22 protein-coding genes are annotated in these 17822 nt (G+C 52.7%); 10 read left to right on the top strand and 12 right to left on the bottom strand.

All coding sequences use genetic code 11. The features are described 5' to 3' along the window. Positions 1-87: 87 nt before the first annotated feature. On the bottom strand, positions 88-726 hold the full coding sequence (purN, locus tag SGBXF1_RS17870) for a phosphoribosylglycinamide formyltransferase (protein WP_186427284.1): 639 nt from the start codon (positions 724-726) through the stop codon (positions 88-90). After that, positions 726-1763 (bottom strand): phosphoribosylformylglycinamidine cyclo-ligase, encoded by a 1038-nt coding sequence (purM, locus tag SGBXF1_RS17865; RefSeq protein WP_037424486.1) that lies wholly within the window; start codon positions 1761-1763, stop codon positions 726-728. The genes purN and purM overlap by 1 nt, the downstream gene beginning before the upstream one ends. A 255-nt stretch (positions 1764-2018) precedes the next feature. Between purM and upp the strand changes: the two genes are divergently transcribed. Both upp and uraA read left to right on the top strand, forming a co-directional pair. After that, a complete protein-coding gene (gene upp / locus SGBXF1_RS17860) occupies positions 2019-2645 on the top strand; it encodes a uracil phosphoribosyltransferase (RefSeq protein ID WP_020828072.1) in 627 nt (208 codons plus the stop codon). Between the two features lie 64 nt (positions 2646-2709). Next, the gene (gene uraA, locus SGBXF1_RS17855) at positions 2710-4002 is read left to right on the top strand and encodes a uracil permease (RefSeq protein ID WP_061808273.1); all 1293 of its coding nucleotides are present in this window, start codon (positions 2710-2712) and stop codon (positions 4000-4002) included. 49 nt (positions 4003-4051) lie between these two features. On the opposite strand, the gene SGBXF1_RS17850 is transcribed toward uraA, so the two are convergent. From SGBXF1_RS17850 to SGBXF1_RS17840, 3 genes are read right to left on the bottom strand one after another with little or no spacing between them, the layout of a single operon-like run. Next, positions 4052-4300 carry a GlsB/YeaQ/YmgE family stress response membrane protein gene (locus SGBXF1_RS17850; RefSeq protein ID WP_186427283.1) on the bottom strand — a complete coding sequence of 83 codons (249 nt, stop codon included), beginning with the start codon at positions 4298-4300 and terminating at the stop codon, positions 4052-4054. 29 nt (positions 4301-4329) lie between these two features. Beyond that, entirely contained in the window at positions 4330-4839 is a 510-nt protein-coding gene (locus tag SGBXF1_RS17845; protein ID WP_037424482.1) for a hypothetical protein, read from the bottom strand. Positions 4840-4894: 55 nt separating this feature from the next. Beyond that, a complete protein-coding gene (locus tag SGBXF1_RS17840; RefSeq protein WP_037424481.1) occupies positions 4895-5152 on the bottom strand; it encodes a hypothetical protein in 258 nt (85 codons plus the stop codon). Between SGBXF1_RS17840 and hda the strand changes: the two genes are divergently transcribed. Then, the gene (hda, locus tag SGBXF1_RS17835) at positions 5068-5769 is read left to right on the top strand and encodes a DnaA inactivator Hda (protein WP_037424480.1); all 702 of its coding nucleotides are present in this window, start codon (positions 5068-5070) and stop codon (positions 5767-5769) included. The two genes, SGBXF1_RS17840 and hda, sit on opposite strands and share 85 nt — an antisense overlap. Positions 5770-5820: 51 nt before the next feature. Here hda and arsC read toward each other — a convergent pair whose 3' ends face one another. Both arsC and bepA read right to left on the bottom strand, forming a co-directional pair. Then, complete coding sequence (gene arsC / locus SGBXF1_RS17830; RefSeq protein ID WP_037424479.1) at positions 5821-6174, bottom strand: arsenate reductase (glutaredoxin); 354 nt, start codon at positions 6172-6174, stop codon at positions 5821-5823. A gap of 20 nt (positions 6175-6194) precedes the next feature. Beyond that, entirely contained in the window at positions 6195-7664 is a 1470-nt protein-coding gene (bepA, locus tag SGBXF1_RS17825) for a beta-barrel assembly-enhancing protease (protein WP_037424477.1), read from the bottom strand. 369 nt (positions 7665-8033) lie between these two features. Here bepA and SGBXF1_RS17820 point away from each other — a divergent pair, with 369 nt between their 5' ends. Together SGBXF1_RS17820 and SGBXF1_RS17815 are read left to right on the top strand one after the other, a co-directional pair. Then, positions 8034-8576 (top strand): RrF2 family transcriptional regulator, encoded by a 543-nt coding sequence (locus SGBXF1_RS17820; protein ID WP_037424475.1) that lies wholly within the window; start codon positions 8034-8036, stop codon positions 8574-8576. Positions 8577-8734: 158 nt separating this feature from the next. After that, positions 8735-9943, top strand: a complete 1209-nt coding sequence (locus tag SGBXF1_RS17815; protein ID WP_186427282.1) for an NAD(P)/FAD-dependent oxidoreductase — start codon at positions 8735-8737, stop codon at positions 9941-9943. 146 nt (positions 9944-10089) lie between these two features. Here SGBXF1_RS17815 and SGBXF1_RS17810 read toward each other — a convergent pair whose 3' ends face one another. Further along, on the bottom strand, positions 10090-10296 hold the full coding sequence (locus tag SGBXF1_RS17810) for a DUF2767 family protein (protein WP_130381652.1): 207 nt from the start codon (positions 10294-10296) through the stop codon (positions 10090-10092). Between the two features lie 29 nt (positions 10297-10325). Further along, positions 10326-10781: an Lrp/AsnC family transcriptional regulator gene (locus SGBXF1_RS17805; protein WP_186427281.1), complete on the bottom strand. Its 456-nt coding sequence runs from the start codon at positions 10779-10781 to the stop codon at positions 10326-10328. A 194-nt stretch (positions 10782-10975) separates the two neighbouring features. On the opposite strand from SGBXF1_RS17805, the gene SGBXF1_RS17800 reads away from it, so the two are divergent. Beyond that, on the top strand, positions 10976-11593 hold the full coding sequence (locus SGBXF1_RS17800; RefSeq protein ID WP_037424468.1) for a LysE family translocator: 618 nt from the start codon (positions 10976-10978) through the stop codon (positions 11591-11593). A 45-nt stretch (positions 11594-11638) separates the two neighbouring features. Here SGBXF1_RS17800 and SGBXF1_RS17795 read toward each other — a convergent pair whose 3' ends face one another. Then, a complete protein-coding gene (locus tag SGBXF1_RS17795; RefSeq protein WP_037424466.1) occupies positions 11639-12067 on the bottom strand; it encodes a TOBE domain-containing protein in 429 nt (142 codons plus the stop codon). A gap of 582 nt (positions 12068-12649) precedes the next feature. Here SGBXF1_RS17795 and SGBXF1_RS17790 point away from each other — a divergent pair. Continuing rightward, entirely contained in the window at positions 12650-13720 is a 1071-nt protein-coding gene (locus tag SGBXF1_RS17790; RefSeq protein ID WP_037424464.1) for an AI-2E family transporter, read from the top strand. A gap of 49 nt (positions 13721-13769) precedes the next feature. On the opposite strand, the gene bcp is transcribed toward SGBXF1_RS17790, so the two are convergent. Together bcp and SGBXF1_RS17780 are read right to left on the bottom strand one after the other, a co-directional pair. After that, complete coding sequence (gene bcp / locus SGBXF1_RS17785; RefSeq protein ID WP_037424462.1) at positions 13770-14234, bottom strand: thioredoxin-dependent thiol peroxidase; 465 nt, start codon at positions 14232-14234, stop codon at positions 13770-13772. Positions 14235-14236: 2 nt separating this feature from the next. Further along, positions 14237-14842, bottom strand: a complete 606-nt coding sequence (locus SGBXF1_RS17780) for a glycine cleavage system transcriptional repressor (protein WP_200876003.1) — start codon at positions 14840-14842, stop codon at positions 14237-14239. A 110-nt stretch (positions 14843-14952) separates the two neighbouring features. Here SGBXF1_RS17780 and dapA point away from each other — a divergent pair, with 110 nt between their 5' ends. The 3 genes from dapA to purC all read left to right on the top strand — a co-directional run bounded on the left by dapA (position 14953) and on the right by purC (position 17741). Next, complete coding sequence (gene dapA / locus SGBXF1_RS17775; RefSeq protein WP_061808270.1) at positions 14953-15834, top strand: 4-hydroxy-tetrahydrodipicolinate synthase; 882 nt, start codon at positions 14953-14955, stop codon at positions 15832-15834. Between the two features lie 16 nt (positions 15835-15850). Beyond that, complete coding sequence (bamC, locus tag SGBXF1_RS17770) at positions 15851-16903, top strand: outer membrane protein assembly factor BamC (RefSeq protein WP_037424458.1); 1053 nt, start codon at positions 15851-15853, stop codon at positions 16901-16903. Positions 16904-17027: 124 nt separating this feature from the next. Beyond that, positions 17028-17741 (top strand): phosphoribosylaminoimidazolesuccinocarboxamide synthase, encoded by a 714-nt coding sequence (purC, locus tag SGBXF1_RS17765; RefSeq protein ID WP_020828051.1) that lies wholly within the window; start codon positions 17028-17030, stop codon positions 17739-17741. Positions 17742-17822 lie beyond the last annotated feature (81 nt).

Raw genomic sequence — 17822 nt, 5'->3', positions numbered from 1 at the left:
GTCGGCAAGTATAGCGCTGGCGGTGCTGATGCTGCGAAAAAAAACGGCGCCGTTAGAGGCGCCGTTTAGAAAACGTTCGGTTTTGCACTAGTCCGCTGCATGCCCTTGCTCGGGAAGGCGTTCGCCATCCAGCCAGGCAGCGCCATCACGCATCGCTAACCGACCTTCGACAAACCAATTCACCACCAGCGGGTAAATAGTGTGTTCCTGAGCTTGCACCCGTTCAACCACCTCATCTTCCTCGTCCCCGGGGAAGATTGGCACTTTGGCTTGCAGGATCACCGGGCCGCCATCGAGCTGTTCGGTAACGAAATGCACTGAGGTGCCGTGTTCGCTGTCACCGTTGTCGATAGCTTGTCGATGGGTATGCAATCCCGGGTATTTAGGCAGCAGAGAAGGGTGGATGTTCAGCATGCGTCCGGCATAGTGTTGCACGAACTGTGGGCTGAGAATGCGCATATAACCGGCCAGCACCACCAGATCAGGCTGATATTGGTCGATAGCCTCTGCCAATGCGGCGTCGAACGCCGCACGGTCGGCAAAGGCTTTGGCATCCAGCGCATGGGCGGCAATACCTGCTGCTTCTGCGCGTTGCAGGCCATAAGCCTGCGCCCGGTTGCTGAATACCGCCACGATGTCGGCGGCAATCCGGCCCTGCTGGCAGGCGTCAATCAGTACCTGGAGATTGCTCCCCTGGCCAGAGACTAACACCACGATCTTTTTCATCAGTTGATGACCACTTGTTGTTCGTCAGAAGAAGCGGTCAGTTTACCAATCTTCCAGGCTTTTTCACCGGCTGCGGTCAACAAGGCGATAGCAGATTCAACGGACGCTTCTGGCAGTGCAATCACCATACCTACGCCACAGTTAAAGGTGCGGTACATTTCGTGACGACTCACATTGCCGGTTTGCTGCAACCAGTTAAATACTGCCGGCCATTGCCAGCTTGATTCGTCGATCACTGCCTGCATGCCTTCTGGCAGCACGCGCGGGATGTTTTCCCAGAAACCGCCACCGGTCAGGTGGGCGATAGCGTGCACGTCAATTTTCTCGATCAGTTCCAGCACGGATTTCACATAAATCTTGGTCGGTGCCAGCAGGTGGTCAGCCAGCGGTTTGCCGTCCAGATCGGTGGTGGTTGGGTCGGTGTTGCTGACTTCCAGAATTTTGCGCACCAGCGAGTAGCCGTTGGAGTGTGGGCCGGAAGCGCCAAGGGCAATCAGAGCATCGCCAGACTGCACTTTGCTGCCATCGATAATTTCGGATTTTTCGACCACGCCAACGCAGAAGCCGGCAACGTCGTAATCTTCACCGTGGTACATGCCAGGCATTTCGGCGGTTTCACCCCCCACCAGCGCACAACCGGACTGCTTACAGCCCTCGGCGATGCCGGTGATCACGCTGGCCGCGGTGTCCACGTCCAGTTTGCCGGTGGCAAAGTAATCCAGGAAGAACAGCGGCTCAGCGCCCTGTACTACCAAGTCGTTCACACACATTGCGACCAGATCGATGCCGATGGTGTCGTGTCGTTTCAGGTCCATCGCCAGACGCAGCTTGGTGCCTACGCCGTCGGTACCGGAAACCAGTATTGGCTCGCGGTATTTCTGCGGCAACGCACACAAGGCGCCAAAACCGCCCAGACCACCCATGACTTCCGGGCGGCGGGTCTGTTTAACTACACCTTTGATGCGGTCTACCAATGCATTGCCAGCATCGATATCGACACCTGCGTCTTTATAGCTGAGAGAGGTTTTGTCGGTCACTGCGCGATCCCCACGACGGTTTGCGATTTGAAAACTGTGCTTCCGGCATTGATTCCGGAATAAGGCGCGGCAATTCTAACAGCGCAGGCAAACGTTTGCGAGTGGCTTGTGAAGCAGCTCCGCTTTTTCGTCATCTATACTGTTATTCAATCTTTTGTTGATCCCGATCGGGCTATTGTGGGTGGCGCTGTCGGCAAAAGGAGGTATAATCCGGCGATTTTTTTGGCCGTCAACCACCTTAATAGGAGAAAAATGATGAAGATCGTTGAGGTGAAACACCCGCTGGTGAAACACAAGCTTGGCCTGATGCGTGAAAATGACATCAGCACCAAACGCTTCCGTGAGTTGGCTTCGGAAGTCGGTAGTTTGCTGACCTATGAAGCGACCGCCGATCTGGAAACAGAGAAGGTGACCATCGATGGCTGGTGTGGTCCGGTTGAAATAGATCAGATTAAAGGGAAAAAAATTACCGTTGTGCCAATCCTTCGTGCCGGTCTGGGTATGATGGAAGGGGTGTTGGAAAACGTCCCAAGTGCGCGTATCAGCGTGGTTGGTGTTTACCGTGACGAGGAAACTCTGGAGCCGGTACCGTATTTCCAAAAGCTGGTTTCCAATATCGAAGAGCGTTTGGCGCTGGTGGTTGATCCAATGCTGGCGACCGGTGGCTCGATGATCGCGACCATTGATTTGCTGAAGAAAGCCGGCTGTAACAGCATCAAGGTGCTGGTATTGGTTGCCGCGCCGGAAGGTATTGCCGCGCTGGAGAAAGCACACCCGGACGTTGAGTTGTACACTGCCTCTATCGATCAGTGCCTGAACGAGAAAGGCTACATCGTGCCGGGCTTGGGTGACGCGGGCGACAAGATATTTGGTACCAAATAAAAATTTAGCCGACTGATGAGTCGGCTTTTTTTTGCATAAAATTATAACCAGAGGAAAAACATCCATGACCCGTCGCGTCATCGGCGTGAGCGAACGCCCGCCGCTACTCCAGACTATTCCGCTCAGCTTCCAACACCTGTTCGCCATGTTTGGTGCTACCGTGCTGGTGCCTATCCTGTTCAAAATCAACCCGGCGACGGTGCTGCTGTTTAACGGCGTCGGCACGCTNCTGTATCTGTTTATCTGTAAGGGTAAGATCCCAGCGTATCTCGGTTCTAGCTTCGCATTCATTTCCCCGGTTTTGCTGCTGTTGCCGCTGGGTTATGAGGTCGCGCTGGGTGGCTTCATCATGTGCGGGGTATTGTTCTGCCTGGTGGCGCTGATCGTTAAAAAAGCCGGAACTGGCTGGCTGGATGTGATTTTCCCGCCAGCGGCGATGGGGGCGATTGTCGCGGTCATTGGGTTGGAGCTGGCGGGTGTGGCAGCCAATATGGCAGGCTTGCTACCAGCCGATGGCGTCAGTGCTGACACAACTACGATAACAATTTCTTTGGTGACGCTTGGCGTGACAATCCTGGGCTCCGTGCTGTTCCGCGGTTTTCTGGCGATTATCCCAATCCTGATTGGCGTGCTGGTGGGGTATGCGCTGTCGTTCTTTATGGGCGTGGTTGATTTGACCCCGATTCGCGAAGCGCATTGGTTCGCACTGCCAACGTTCTATACTCCGCGGTTTGAGTGGTTTGCTATCTTTACCATCCTGCCTGCGGCGTTGGTGGTGATTGCTGAGCACGTTGGTCACTTGGTTGTAACGGCCAATATCGTGAAGAAAGATTTGATCCGCGATCCTGGCTTGCACCGTTCTATGTTTGCCAATGGCATTTCGACGGTAATCTCAGGTTTCTTCGGGTCAACGCCAAACACTACCTACGGTGAGAATATTGGTGTGATGGCGATTACCAAAGTCTATAGCACCTGGGTGATTGGTGGCGCCGCGATTCTGGCTATCTTGCTTTCCTGCGTGGGCAAGTTGGCGGCAGCCATTCAGGCTGTTCCGGTACCGGTCATGGGCGGGGTATCTTTGCTGCTGTACGGGGTGATTGGGGCATCTGGTATTCGCGTATTGATTGAGTCCAAGGTGGACTACAACAAGGCACAGAATTTGATCCTGACCTCGGTGATTCTGATTATCGGCGTCAGCGGTGCCAAGGTGCATATTGGTGCCGCCGAGCTGAAAGGCATGGCATTGGCGACCATTGTGGGCATTGGTCTGAGCTTGTTGTTCAAGGTCATCAGCCTGTACCGCAAGGAAGAGGATGTGATCGACGCGCCGGACGAACCGGCTGAACGGAAGTCATAATAGAAAACGGGCAGCCACTAGGCTGCCCGTTTTGTTAATACGCAAGAAATTAGCTGCGGATTTTACGGTAAACAAACAGCACAACGATAGCGCCGATTACGGCCACCACGAAGCTGCCGAAGTTGAAACCGTCAACTTTGCCGTAGCCGAAGAAGGTGCTGATATAGCCCCCTACCACAGCGCCGACGATCCCTAATATGACGGTCAGAATAAAACCACCACCGTCTTTACCTGGCATAATCCACTTGGCTAAAATACCCGCGATAAGGCCGAAGATAATCCAGGAAATAATCCCCATTTGTTGCTCCTTTCTTGTGATGTCAGGCGTTACTGCTGTGTAGCCGGTTGCGTTTGTTCTGCAGAGTCGGCATCACGTTTTAAGTCTTCCGCTTTATTTTCAGCGCTGTTTTTGATTGCTTCGGTTTTCGCTTTGGCCTGCTCGGTCAAATCGTTGGCGCCATTAATTGCATCGTTCTTAATGGTTTTAGCCTGATCGACCAACTGCTGGCTTTGTTTGCTGGCATCTTCTTTGAGTGCATCAGCCTTGGCTTTTGCATCATTGGTGATGGCATCTGCCTGCTTGGCGGCGTCGTCTTTAATCGCAGCGGCCTTGTCTTTAAGCTGGTCCGCTTGCGTGGTAGCTTCTTTCTTGATGTCCTTGGCCACTGCAGCAGCTTTATCGGTCAGATCGTCCGCTTTTTTCTGTGCGGCGTCTTTCATCTGCTCTGCGCTGTCTTTGGCTTTTTCAAGATTGGCGTCGACTTTGGATGAATCATCACAGCCGGCAAGCAATAGCCCAATGATTGAGGCCAAAAGCACTTTATTCCATACTTTCATTGTCCATATCCTTGTAGAAATCTTATTAATGGCGATTGCATTTCGCCTCACTATACTAGGATAACTCATGGATAAAGTACAAATTCTGACTGGTCAGAATCGCTGTTAGCGTGGCTTTGTCGGGGTTGTTGTTCACTATTACGGCATAAAATCCTGCCGATTCAACAGAGCCTGTTTTCTGTGGTAGACTTACCGCGTTTTCCTGCCAGTTTTGGTTGAGGTGCTTTTCTGAATACGCCGGCACAGCTTTCACTGCCACTTTATCTTCCCGATGATGAAACTTTTGCCAGTTTTTATCCGGGGGAGAACCCATCCCTATTAGCCGCGATCCAGTCAGCCGTTCGTCAGGAACATGGCAGCTATATCTATTTCTGGTCACGCGAGGGTGGTGGGCGTAGTCACCTGTTACATGCAGCCTGTGCGGAGCTTTCACAACGCGGCGAAGCCGTGGGCTATGTGCCGTTGGATAAGCGTGCTTATTTCGTGCCGGAAGTTTTGGATGGCATGGAGCAGCTGGCTTTGGTGTGCATCGATAATATCGAATGTATCGCGGGTGACGAAGAGTGGGAAATGGCCATCTTCAATCTCTATAACCGCATTCTGGAAACCGGACGTACGCGTCTGTTTATCACGGGCGATCGCCCGCCACGGCAATTGAATCTCCATCTGCCTGATTTGGCTTCGCGGTTAGACTGGGGCCAGATCTACAAGTTACAGCCGCTGTCGGATGAAGAGAAACTGCTGGCTCTGCAATTGCGTGGCAAACTGCGCGGCTTTGAACTGCCGGAAGACGTGGGCCGTTTTCTGCTGAAACGGTTGGATCGTGAGATGCGAACACTGTTTATGACATTGGATCAGCTCGATCACGCCTCGATCACTGCACAGCGTAAGCTGACCATCCCGTTTGTGAAAGAGATCCTGGGGCTTTAACAGGTTCTATTGAGTTAAATAGGGCACCGTATGCTGTGCCCACCATCCTGCTTACAGAATTTCCAACACCTGCTCCGGCGGTCTACCAATACGCGCTTTATTGCCGTTGACCACAATAGGACGCTCGATCAGTTTCGGATTCGCTACCATGGCGGCTAACAGCTGATCTTCACTCAGGCTTTCATCTGCCAGTTTCAATTCCTTGTACACGTCTTCTTTCTTACGCATCAGATCGCGTGCCGAGGTGAAACCCAGCTCCTTAAGCAGTTTTTTTAGCTGGGCCACCGACGGTGGTGTCTCCAGATACAGTACTACTTCAGGTGTTACACCTTGTTGTTCCAGCAGTGCCAAGGTTTCACGGCTCTTGGAGCAGCGAGGGTTGTGGTAAATCGTAACGTTTTTCATTGAACTCATCCTTTTCAAAATCAGCTGCGTTGGTACTGGCGGAAACGCTCTTGCAACTGACGTAATTGGTCGATACGCGCATCATAACGTGCCTGTTTCAGGCTGCCGAGTTTTTGCAGCGAACTGGCGTTACTGAGCAAGCCGATAGCCTGATCAAGGCGGCCGGTCAGCGCCAGGCTTTCAGCACGAGCGGACAGTTCTTCATCGCGCAACCCCTGCGCGGCGCTCGCCTGAGCAAGCAGATCCCAGGCATTAGGGTCGTCCGGGTGGGCGAAGGTATAACGGTTAAGAATTTTGGATGCCTGAGCCGGCTGGTTGCCCTCAACATAGGCATTGGCAAGGTTGAGTTGCAGCACAGGGTTATTACTTTGCGCTGCATTGGCCGCCTGCAGGCGGGCGATGGCCTGCGGTGCACGTTTCTGGCCGAGATCGATGTCGGTCATCAGGTCGAGCAGCCAGACGTTTTTTGGATCTTGCGTCAGCAGCGGCTGAATGATGTTACGGGCATCATCGTATTTTTTTGCCTCATAGAACAGAATCGCGCGGCCGTATTTGGCTGCTGTCTGTTCACGTATATTGCCTTTGCTGTAGGTATTGAGCAGATCTTCATTTAGCCCGTAACCTTCCGAGCTGTACATGCCCAGTGAGCGCACCTTGGCCATCAGGTAATCCTGTGTGGACTGCACCAAATGTTTGGGCATTTGGTTGGCACGGTTGCGTGCGTCGGACAGGCGACTGTCGGGCAATGGGTGGGTCAGCAGCATTTCTGGCGGTTTTGAGGCGTAACGCGACTGGTCAGACAGTTTCTGCAGGAAGTCGGGCATGGCTTCTGGATCAAAACCGGCGCGTTGCAGCACCTGAATGCCGATACGGTCAGCTTCTTGCTCATTTGATTGGGTAAAGCTGATCATACCCTGTTGTGTACCGGCCAAAGTGCCGCTCAGCGCCGCCATCCCCATGGTCGGGTTGGCCATTGCCAGTAAGATGGAGCCAAGGGCACCGACCCAGGTCAGTGGGGCGTTGCGCTGTTGGTCTTCCATTGCTCGCGCAAGGTGACGCTGGGTAACGTGTGAGATTTCATGCGCCAAAACTGACGCTAACTGGCTTTCATTGTCGGTTTCACGGAACAGGGCGGAGTGCAACACGACGTTGCCGCCAAAGAAGGCAAAGGCGTTGATTTCGTCGTTACGTACCAGATAAAAATGAAAGGGCGTACGCACCGAATAGGCGCTCGCCACCAGTCGGTTACCCAACTGGTTAATATATTGGGTCAGCAGTGGGTCGTTGATTAGCGGTGCGCTGGCGCGAAGCTGACGCACGTAGAAATCCCCCATCGCCATTTCTTGGCCAATGCTCAGGGTGCCGCCCGCAGAAGTACCCATATCCGGCAGTTGATCCTGAGTTTCCGCCTGTACCGGCGCCATCGCTGTGGCGTTGAGAGTGCCAAGCAACAGTACTGCAATCGCTGTTTTGGTCAACCGGGTGGTCATAGTCAGGCCTTCCCTTAAAGAGTCATTTCTAAGACGTCAGCATTACCGAAGAGTTCTTCTTACATACCGGACTCACCAGAACAATCAGTGCGAAAGCGTGTTAGCTCACAAAAATGCATGCGTTATGGCGGCCTGTCGGCAGATAACATCATAGTCAGCCGAAAGCGACAAGGAAACGTCTGCACGGCAATAATCGAGCAGAAATGCTTTATTTTTCATTTCTGAACCTCCTAGGTGTGATCTGCGAATTTACGTCGCTCTGTGGGTTTAATAAAACAAAGACTAATTTTGTCCGTGTTTTAATTGACAGGAAAAACGTGGACTAATATAGTCTGTGTTATTGAATTCATATGAGCAGCTCAAACCAACATGGCTTACATCACTACCAGCGTTGAATATGGCATCCATTGTTTACTTTGGCTGGTTGGCGAAAATCAGCGTGCCCTTAGCAGCCGCGATCTTGCCGAACTGCAGGGGATTTCACCCAGTTTCCTTGCCAAAATTTTCCCGAAGCTGGAGAAGGCGGGGATCGTCGCTGCGAGTGAAGGCGTGCGCGGCGGATATCGACTTGCTCGCCCTGCGGATGACATCACTTTTCTGGAGATCATTGACGCGATTGAAGGGCATAAACCGTTGTTTGATTGTCAGGAGGTGCGTGGTCGTTGTGCGGTGTTTGACGACAGCCCCCCAGACTGGGCGGTGTCCGGCAAGTGTGCGATCCACGCGGTGATGCTACAGGCCGAAAAGGCGATGCGTGATGCACTTGCAGTGCAAACGTTGGGGGCCGTTGCCGCTCGCTTCGGGCGCAAGGCACCAGAAGGGTTCTTTGGTGAGATCGACATCTGGATTGATGAACGCATGAGTGAGCGAACGACGCGTAGCGGCAAGCCCGCTCGCACAAAGCCTCAATAACGTCTCAGTATTTCCTCTGATTCTTTTTTTCCCGCCTGTGTGCCACAGGCGGTAGCCCTTCTGCACCCTTTTGACAGGCGGCGGAACGGCCCAACTCGCCTGGAAAATAGTACGGGCAATTCAACAACCCGATAAAACGTGTATGAAGGAGTCATTCCATGACGCAGAAAATAGTGATCGCCGGTTCTGGTTTTGCTGGATTTTGGGCTGCAGTTTCCGCCATGCGGGCGGTGTCGCTTGCTGGTAAAGAAGGGGCCGTCGAAGTGACGATGGTTTCGCCGACCCCAAATGTCACCATCCGCCCAAGATTGTATGAAGCAGTGTTGGAAAATATGAGTCCTGATATCTCTGGGCAGCTGGCGGCAATTGGCGTTCGCCATTTTGCCGGGTTGGTTGAGCATATCGACAGCGAAAACAAGACATTGCAGGTCGTGAGTGCCGAAGGGCAAAAACACCAACTGGTTTATGACCGTTTGGTGCTGGCGACCGGTAGCCAGTTGTTTGTTCCCCCGATTGCCGGTTTTGCCGAGTATGGATTCAATGTCGATACACTGGGAAGTGCGCAACGACTGGATGCCCATTTAAAGGCGTTGGCAGATCAACCAGAAAACTCGGCGCGAAACACCGTGGTGGTGGTGGGCGGTGGGCTAACCGGGCTAGAAAGTGCAGCAGAAATGCCGGTGCGTTTGCGTGCCATTCTGGGCAATGAAGCAAATATCCGTGTTGTGATTGTTGATACTGCGGAACAAGTGGGTGCTGGAATGGGGGCTGAGCCAGGCGTCGTGATCCGACAAGCATTGGACGAATGCGGCGTTGAGTCGCGGGCAGGAACGCGCGTTACGGCGATCGACGCAGGCAGCGTAACGCTGTCGAGCGGTGAGCGTATCGCAACCCACACGGTGGTATTGGCCGCTGGCGTACGGGCGCACCCATTGGTTGCACAAATCCCAGGAGAGCGAGACAGCGCAGGGCGTATTGTTGGTGATGCATTCCTGCATGCGCCTGCTGTGGATGGTGTTTTTGTTACCGGGGATACGGTTAAGGCAGCGACCGATGAATTGGGCAATCATAACCTTATGACCTGCCAGCATGCGATGAGCCTGGGGCGTGTTGCCGGGCACAATGCTGCTGCGGAATTGGTGGGGTTACTGGTGCATCCTTACAGCCAACCGAAGTATGTGACCTGTCTGGATCTGGGGTCTTGGGGAGCACTCTACACCGAAGGCTGGGATCGTCAGGTACGCTTCACGCGTGAAGAGGGCAAAAAGATCAAACAGGAAATCAACACCCAGTGGATCTATCCGCCGGCACTGGATCGTGATGCGTTGTTTGCTATTGCTAATCCGGACTTTGTGATAGTGCCTTAAGTTGTCTGCGGGGGCGAAGATGCTCCCATTTTTTAATACCAGGGTGACAGGGCGAGCCTATCGTGGCCTGCCTGTAGTGGAACTGTTGCCCTGGTCATTCAGACTATGCTGTTGTTGCCTATGTTCTCGTCACAACATACGGCAAACTATCGTTCCAGCCACTCAACCGCCAATTCTCGCGCCTCATCCAGACTGACATCACGGCCTTCTCGGGTAATGGCTATTTTTAGCTCATTAATCACGTCCGCCTTTTGGGTTTCATGCTCTTGATTGGCTAACGTCAGGAATGCATCACCTACCACCGTGCAAATGCCGATGTATAAGGCTTTGGAATCTTCAAAACCACTGCTCATAACTGTTTCCTCTAAAGTTTGATTTCAATCTACAGCGGCAGAAAAGATCGCTCAGGCACGACGGTTTTCATCACCAAAGTAGAACTGAGGCGCTGAACGCCGGGCAGGGCGGAAAGCTTTTCGTCATATAACTGCTGGAAAGCCGGTAGATCTCGGGAAATAACATGCAGCAGGTAGTCAGGATCACCGAACAACCTTTGTGCCTGTACCACCTGTGGAATATCGACCATTGCGTCCTCAAAGGCCGCGACAGCATGGCGATCCCCCTCCCGCATGGTGACGAAAACCAGTGCAGAAAAGTTAAAGCCCAGGCTGCCCGGATCAAGTTGGGCGCGGTAACCGCGGATCACGCCAGACTCTTCCAGTGCGCGCACCCGGCGATGACAGGGTGAAACGCTGAGCCCGATCCGTTCTGCAAGCTCTGTGACTGATTGACGTCCATCCGCCTGTAGTTCAGCAAGAATCTTGCGATCTATCTTATCCATTTGGAAGAATCTCCCCAAATTAACCATTTTCAAGCAAGTAATTGGCAACACATTTTAACGCCTTGCAGATATTCTTTCCAATAATTAAACGGCCCGGACTGCGCGATTTTTACGTGACGCATACGTCCACAGAATGAGGAACCGCAAGTGAAAATACGCATGACAGAGCAACCTGGACAAGGGAGCACGCCACTATGACGTTCGCTATTTTCGCTGCATTTTGGGCCGTCTCAATTTTGTTTGTTATCACACCGGGCGTGGACTGGGCGTATGTCATATCGGCAGGAATTCGAGGCCGTGTGGTGGTGCCTGCTGTCGCCGGGTTGCTGTTTGGACATTTGCTGGCCATTTTAATTGTTGCGGCGGGTGTGGGGGTATTGGTTGCTGGCAACCCGTTAATCTTGACTGGGCTCACCATCGTGGGTGCGGCTTACCTGCTGTGGATTGGCGTTAACATGCTGCTTCATCCGTCTGTGCCCGACCGTGGTGAGAAACAAAACTCTGGCTCATGGATGCGTTGGGCAGGTAAAGGGGTTTGCGTGAGTGGCATGAATCCCAAGGTTTTTCTGCTATTTCTGGCTCTGTTGCCGCAGTTCACCGATCCCCATGCCGTTTGGTCAATCCCCATGCAGATCCTCGCGCTGGGTTTGCTGCATTTGGTCAGTTGTGGATTGGTATATTTGTTGGTGGGTTTTGGCTCACAATCGGTATTGCAGACGCGTCCGCAAGCGGCTCGAATGGTCAGTCGTATCTCTGGCGTAGCGATGGTAATTATTGCATTGGCGTTGTTAGCTGAACAAGCACTCAAGTGAGGTATGAGACCGCCGCCAAGCAGGCGGCGGATCTGTCGAGAGGAATTACGCTCTGACAGCAAGCAGTACTGAAGAGGCTTTGATCAACGCGATCAATCGCGAGCCGTTTTTCAACGCCATTTCCTGCAGACTTTCATTGGTGATCACCGATGTCAGCGTGAAACCGGCGTCAGTTTTGATGTGCACAGTACTGTTGACCGCACCTTGCTCTAGGGCGCTGACGGTTCCGGCAAATTGATTACGGGCAGAAAAACGTAGGCCGCAATCCTCTGACGCTAAAATCACCCAAGGCGCCTTGATCAACGCTACCGCTTCTTTACCGGTCACCAGGCCAAGAGATTGCTGGCTTTGGACAGTCACAATGGCGACCAGTTTCTCCCCGCCCGGCAGGGTGATTTCCACTTCATCGTTGACGGCACCTTTGGCAACTGCGGATACGATTCCGGATAATTGGTTACGAGCAGATACTGACATAAACTCTCCTTGATCAGGCAGGATGATGGCGTTTGTATACAGAGGGGTTTTTTTTGCCTTGCGGCCAACGGCAAAGGGTTCTTATGTTACCTCATTATTCAGCCAATTTATGTGGCGCTACGTCTTATCTCAGCATACTAAGTTTCTGTAACGCGCAGCTGGGGTTTGGCTATTTGACGCTTTGAAATTCAATCTGTTTAAGATAGAAGGCGTAAATATCCTTTTTGAAAAAAAAGACTGTGGCGACAACGGCTATTATGATGATTAATGCTTTCTTCATGGTTGACCTTAGTGCCTGCTGAGTTGGCGTAGGTGAGTCTGTTTTTGCACGGACGACAGCCATCATTGGATGAGAAGCGCCTGTCATGGTACAACCATACGCTTGCCTTGTGCTCTCGTATTTTCATGGCATCTGTTATAGGTTTGGCGTTCTTCAGATGACACATCCCATCAAGCAGATATCGATGTAAGACGAGCACGTTGAGTTTTGGTGTGCCCAAACGTATACCCAATTCACTTCATAAAAATACCCAACCCAGGAATCGCAATGCCTGCCAGTCAATCCTCTAGGAGCACTCTCTGATGCTGGAGATGTTATTACAGTGGTACCGCCGCCGCTTTACCGATCCGCAGGCCATCGCGCTGTTGGTGATCCTGGTCGCCGGGTTCCTCATTCTCTATTTTTTGCATGGCATTTTGACCCCGCTGCTGGTGGCCATTGTGCTGGCTTACTTGTTGGAGTGGCCGACGGCCCGGCTACAACGCATTGGTTGTTCGCGTAACTGGGCGGCGAGCATGGTCATGATCATGTTTGCCGGTATCGCGATGCTGCTGGTATTCGTGGTAGCGCCGACGGCCTGGCAGCAAGGTATCAACCTGATGACTGATTTACCGGGGATGCTCAATCAGTTTTATAACTTTGCTGCGACGTTACCGAAGCGTTATCCGGCGCTGGTGGATGCCGGTATCATCGATATGATGGCGGAGAACCTGCGTGGGCGTCTGTCGGGTATGGGGGAGTCGGTAGTGAAATTCTCACTGGCTTCGTTGGTGGGGCTGCTGACGCTGGCAATTTACCTGATCTTGGTACCGATGATGATGTTCTTCCTGCTGAAGGACAAAGAGCAGATGCTCAACGCTGTACGCCGTGTCTTGCCGCGTAATCGTGGGTTAGCCGGGCAGGTATGGCTCGAAATGAATCAGCAGATCACCAATTATATTCGCGGCAAAGTGCTGGAGATGGTGATTGTCGGCGTCGCGACTTACCTGGTGTTCGTGATTCTGGACATGCGCTATTCGCTGCTGCTGGCGGTATTAGTGGGGTTCTCTGTGCTGATCCCGTATATCGGTGCCGTGCTGGTGACCATTCCCGTGGTGGTGGTGGCAATGTTCCAATGGGGCATCGGCGCCGATTTCTGGACGCTGATCGTCGCTTATCTTGTGGTACAGGGACTGGATGGCAACCTGTTGGTGCCAATTTTGTTCTCCGAAGCGGTCAATCTGCATCCGTTGGTGATCATTCTGTCGGTGATCATTTTCGGTGGGTTGTGGGGTTTTTGGGGCGTGTTCTTTGCTATCCCACTGGCGACGTTAGTGAAGGCTGTCATTCACGCTTGGCCGGATGAACTTCGGGTGGAAACGGAACAAGAATAAGCGAGAAGCGAAATAACGAAGCGCAGCAGGCCGCTGCGCTTCGTGAGAATTATTGCTGCAGGTAGCTCAGAACGATGTCGTGATGATTGGTGGTCTTGAAATCATCAAACACTTTTTCAACCTTACCTTTAGTGTCGAGCAAGAAGCTGATGCGGTGAATGCCATCATAGGTTTTCCCCATGAAGGTTTTCTCACCCCAAACGCCAAACTGCTCTGCGACCTGGTGATCCTCATCGGATAGCAGGGTGAAGTTCAACAACTCTTTCTCGGCAAAACGCGACAGCTTTTCTGGTTTATCCGTGCTGATGCCAAGCACTTCGACACCGGCTTTTTTCAAGTCATCCATGTTATCCCGCAAACCGCAGGCCTGTACGGTACAGCCCGGCGTCATCGCCTTGGGATAAAAATAAACAAGCACTCGCTGTCCCTGGAAGTCGGCTAAGTTAATTTCCTCACCGTCCTGGTCAGGCAAACTAAAGTTCGGCGCTGTGTCACCGGCTTTCAATGGGCTCATAACTACTCTCCATCTTTCTCATCATGCTGTGGATAGTTCACAACGCTAATACTGCCTTGTGCTTTCAATTCTGTACATAGGCGATGAAAGGCTTGCTCAATATTTGATGCATCTTGATTGCCGGGACTGTGTGCTGTGATCTGGATATACAGCTGTGGCGGCAGGTCACCTTCTGCGGGTTGGGTGCGAGACACCAATTCGGCAATGTTCATCTGGCTGGAGTCGAACAGATCGGTAAAGCGCTCGATGAGGTGCGGGGAGTCTTTTACTTCAACCTGTACCCATACTGTGGCCGGCATTGGCGGCCTTTCGTGTGAGTTGGTCCGCTTCATAACAATGAGCAGGTCCAGTTCTGCGCCTTTTTGCGGCAAGGTGGACTCAATCAGGGTAATGGCGTTCCAACTGCCGGAAAGCAGCATGATGAAAGTGAATTCCTCACCCAACATGGCCAGACGGCTATCTTCGATATTGCATCCGCAACTGCTGACGTGGCGGGTGATGGCATTGACGATCCCGGGGCGGTCGGTACCGAGCGCGGTAATCACGAGATAGTGTTCATCTGGCTTAGGCAAAATGGAGCTTCCTGTCGTGCACAATGGGGTTACCATGGTAAACATAAAAAAAACCGCCTGCCAAGCGCTTACAACACCGTTGTTTGCTTGCTTTTGGATAGGCAGCAAAAGTACCATGAGTGACTTGTTTGTGGAGGGGACGGCCAATGTTTACGGGAAGTATAGTTGCACTGGTTACGCCGATGGACGACACAGGTGCTGTCGATCGCGCGAGCCTAAAAAAATTGATTGATTATCATGTAGCCAGTGGAACTGCGGCCATCGTTTCCGTAGGGACTACCGGCGAGTCTGCAACGCTTGCCCATGACGAGCACGTCGACGTGGTATTGCAGACGCTGGAACTGGCCGCAGGCCGTATTCCGGTGATCGCCGGTACCGGTGCCAACGCCACCGCTGAAGCCATTTCGCTGACCCAGCGCTTCGAAAATAGCGGCGTAGTGGGTTGCCTGACGGTCACGCCTTACTACAATAAACCGACTCAGGAAGGGCTGTACCAGCACTTCAAGGCGATTGCCGAAAGCACCGCACTGCCGCAAATCCTCTATAACGTGCCTTCACGCACCGGGTGTGACATGCTGCCGCCGGTGATTGCGCGTTTAGCAAAAATTAAGAATATTGTTGCTGTTAAAGAGGCAACAGGGAACTTAAGTCGTGTAAGTCAGATCCAAGTGCTGGTTGATGATGAAGATTTCATTTTGCTGAGCGGCGATGACGCCAGCGGTCTGGATTTCATGCAACTGGGCGGCAAAGGGGTGATTTCCGTGACGGCCAACGTGGCGGCGCGTGAAATGGCGCAACTTTGCGCGCTGGCAGCGCAGGGCGACTTTGCCCAAGCACGCCGTTTAAATCAGCGCTTGATGCCGTTGCATCAGGATTTGTTTGTAGAAGCAAACCCAATTCCGGTGAAATGGGCCTGCAAGGCATTGGGATTGATGGCAACCGATACGATGCGTCTGCCTATGACGCCGTTGACCGACGCTGCCCGTCCGGTAGTGGAACGCGCACTGAAAAGCGCCGGTTTGCTGTAACTCTAAGGGAAATTTGATGGTTTATTCATTGCAAAAGTCGACGGTAGCAAAAGTCGTTGGCATCTCGCTGGTTATGATGTTGGCTGCCTGTAGCAGCGATCAGCGCTACAAGCGCCAGGTCAGCGGCGATGAAGCGTATCTCGACGCTTCACCGCTTAAGGCTCTGAACACCCCTGCGGGTATGATCCTGCCGGTGCAAAGCGGTAACTATGATGTTCCGGCTACCACGCTGAAAGGCGGTGTCGGCAAGCAACTGGATATTCGTCCGCCGGTACAGCCTCTGGCATTGTTGAGTGGTTCACGCGCGCAATATGCGGGTGACAGCGGTACGCTGCTGCTTGAAAACAGCCCGCAAAACCAGAACCTGTGGTCACGCGTTACCAGCATGCTGCAGGCGAAAAATATCGCAATTGCCTCACGCCAGGACGCTACTCAGACCCTGACTACTGACTGGGTGAAGTGGAACCGTCTGGATGAAGACAACCAGTACGAAGGCCGCTACCAGATCAGCGTGCAGCAGCAGGGTTATCAGCAGGCGCTGGTGGTTAAAACCGTCGGCCTGCAACAGCAGGGTAAAACCGAGCAGGTTACCGACCCGTCTGAAGTGCAGCGCTACAACGGTATGATGATGAACACCATCGTTGAAGGCCTGGACAAACAAGACAACTTGGCGAGCAGCCAGTCTGCCAACCGTTTCGGTGCGCTGGACGTGCAGAGCGCGGCGGATGATACCGGTTTGCCAATGTTGGTCGTGCGTGGTCCGTACACTGTGGTGTGGGATCGCCTGCCTGCAGCGTTGGAAAAACTGGGGATGAAAGTGGGTGACCGCAGCCGTCCGCAAGGCACCGTCGCTGTGACTTACAAATCCCTGAGCGGTAGCGATTGGGATGCGTTGGGCGCCAAGGATCCTGAACTGAAAGAAGGTGATTACAAACTGCAGGTAGGGGATTTGAACAACCGTACCAGCCTGCAATTTATCGATCCTAAAGGTAAGCCGTTGACCCAGTCGCAAAACGACGGGTTGGTTGCGGCATTCCAGTCAGCATTCAGCAAAACCAGCGTTAAATAACTGAAAAGGGGCTTCGGCCCCTTTTTCTTTGAATGATACGGTATCGTTTGCGTCGCGGATTTGGCACAATAGACGCATCATCCTTGCAGCGTTTTTAAATAATTCTTTTATTGGAGTAAGTCAGATGCAAAAGCTAGCTGAGCTGTATCGCGGGAAGGCAAAAACCGTCTACACCACTGAAAATCCTGATCTGCTGGTGTTGGAATTCCGCAACGATACGTCAGCACTGGATGGTCAGCGCATTGAGCAGTTTGATCGCAAAGGCATGGTGAACAACAAGTTCAACCATTTCATCATGAGTAAATTGGAAGAGGCTGGCATCCCGACGCAGATGGAACGCCTGCTGTCAGACAATGAAGTGCTGGTGAAAAAGCTGGACATGGTGCCGGTCGAATGTGTGATCCGTAACCGTGCCGCCGGTTCTTTGGTGAAGCGTCTGGGTATTGAAGAAGGCCTGGTGTTGAACCCACCTCTGTTTGACCTGTTCCTGAAAAACGATGCCATGCACGATCCGATGGTCAATGAGTCTTATTGCGAAACCTTCGGCTGGGTGAACAAAGAGCATCTGGCGCGCATGCGTGAGCTGAGCTACAAGGCAAACGACGTACTGAGCAAGCTGTTTGACGATGCAGGCCTGATCCTGGTCGACTTCAAACTGGAGTTTGGTCTGTTCAACGGTGAAGTCGTGCTGGGTGATGAGTTCTCACCAGATGGCAGCCGCCTGTGGGACAAAAACACGCTGGACAAGATGGACAAAGACCGTTTCCGTCAGAGTCTGGGTGGTTTGATCGAAGCCTATGAAGAAGTGGCGCGCCGCATCGGCGTCAAACTCGACTAAGCGTCTTCGCTGTATACGGGGTCAGCTGGCCCCGTCATTCCCTTTATTTCCCGCCATCTGTTCCGCTTCACCTGCATTTCC

It is taken from the genome of Serratia grimesii (assembly GCF_900186025.1).
GTDB classification, from domain to species: domain Bacteria; phylum Pseudomonadota; class Gammaproteobacteria; order Enterobacterales; family Enterobacteriaceae; genus Serratia; species Serratia grimesii.
Note: the sequence above shows the minus strand (reverse complement) of the source record. Positions and strands in the feature narration are given on the sequence as shown.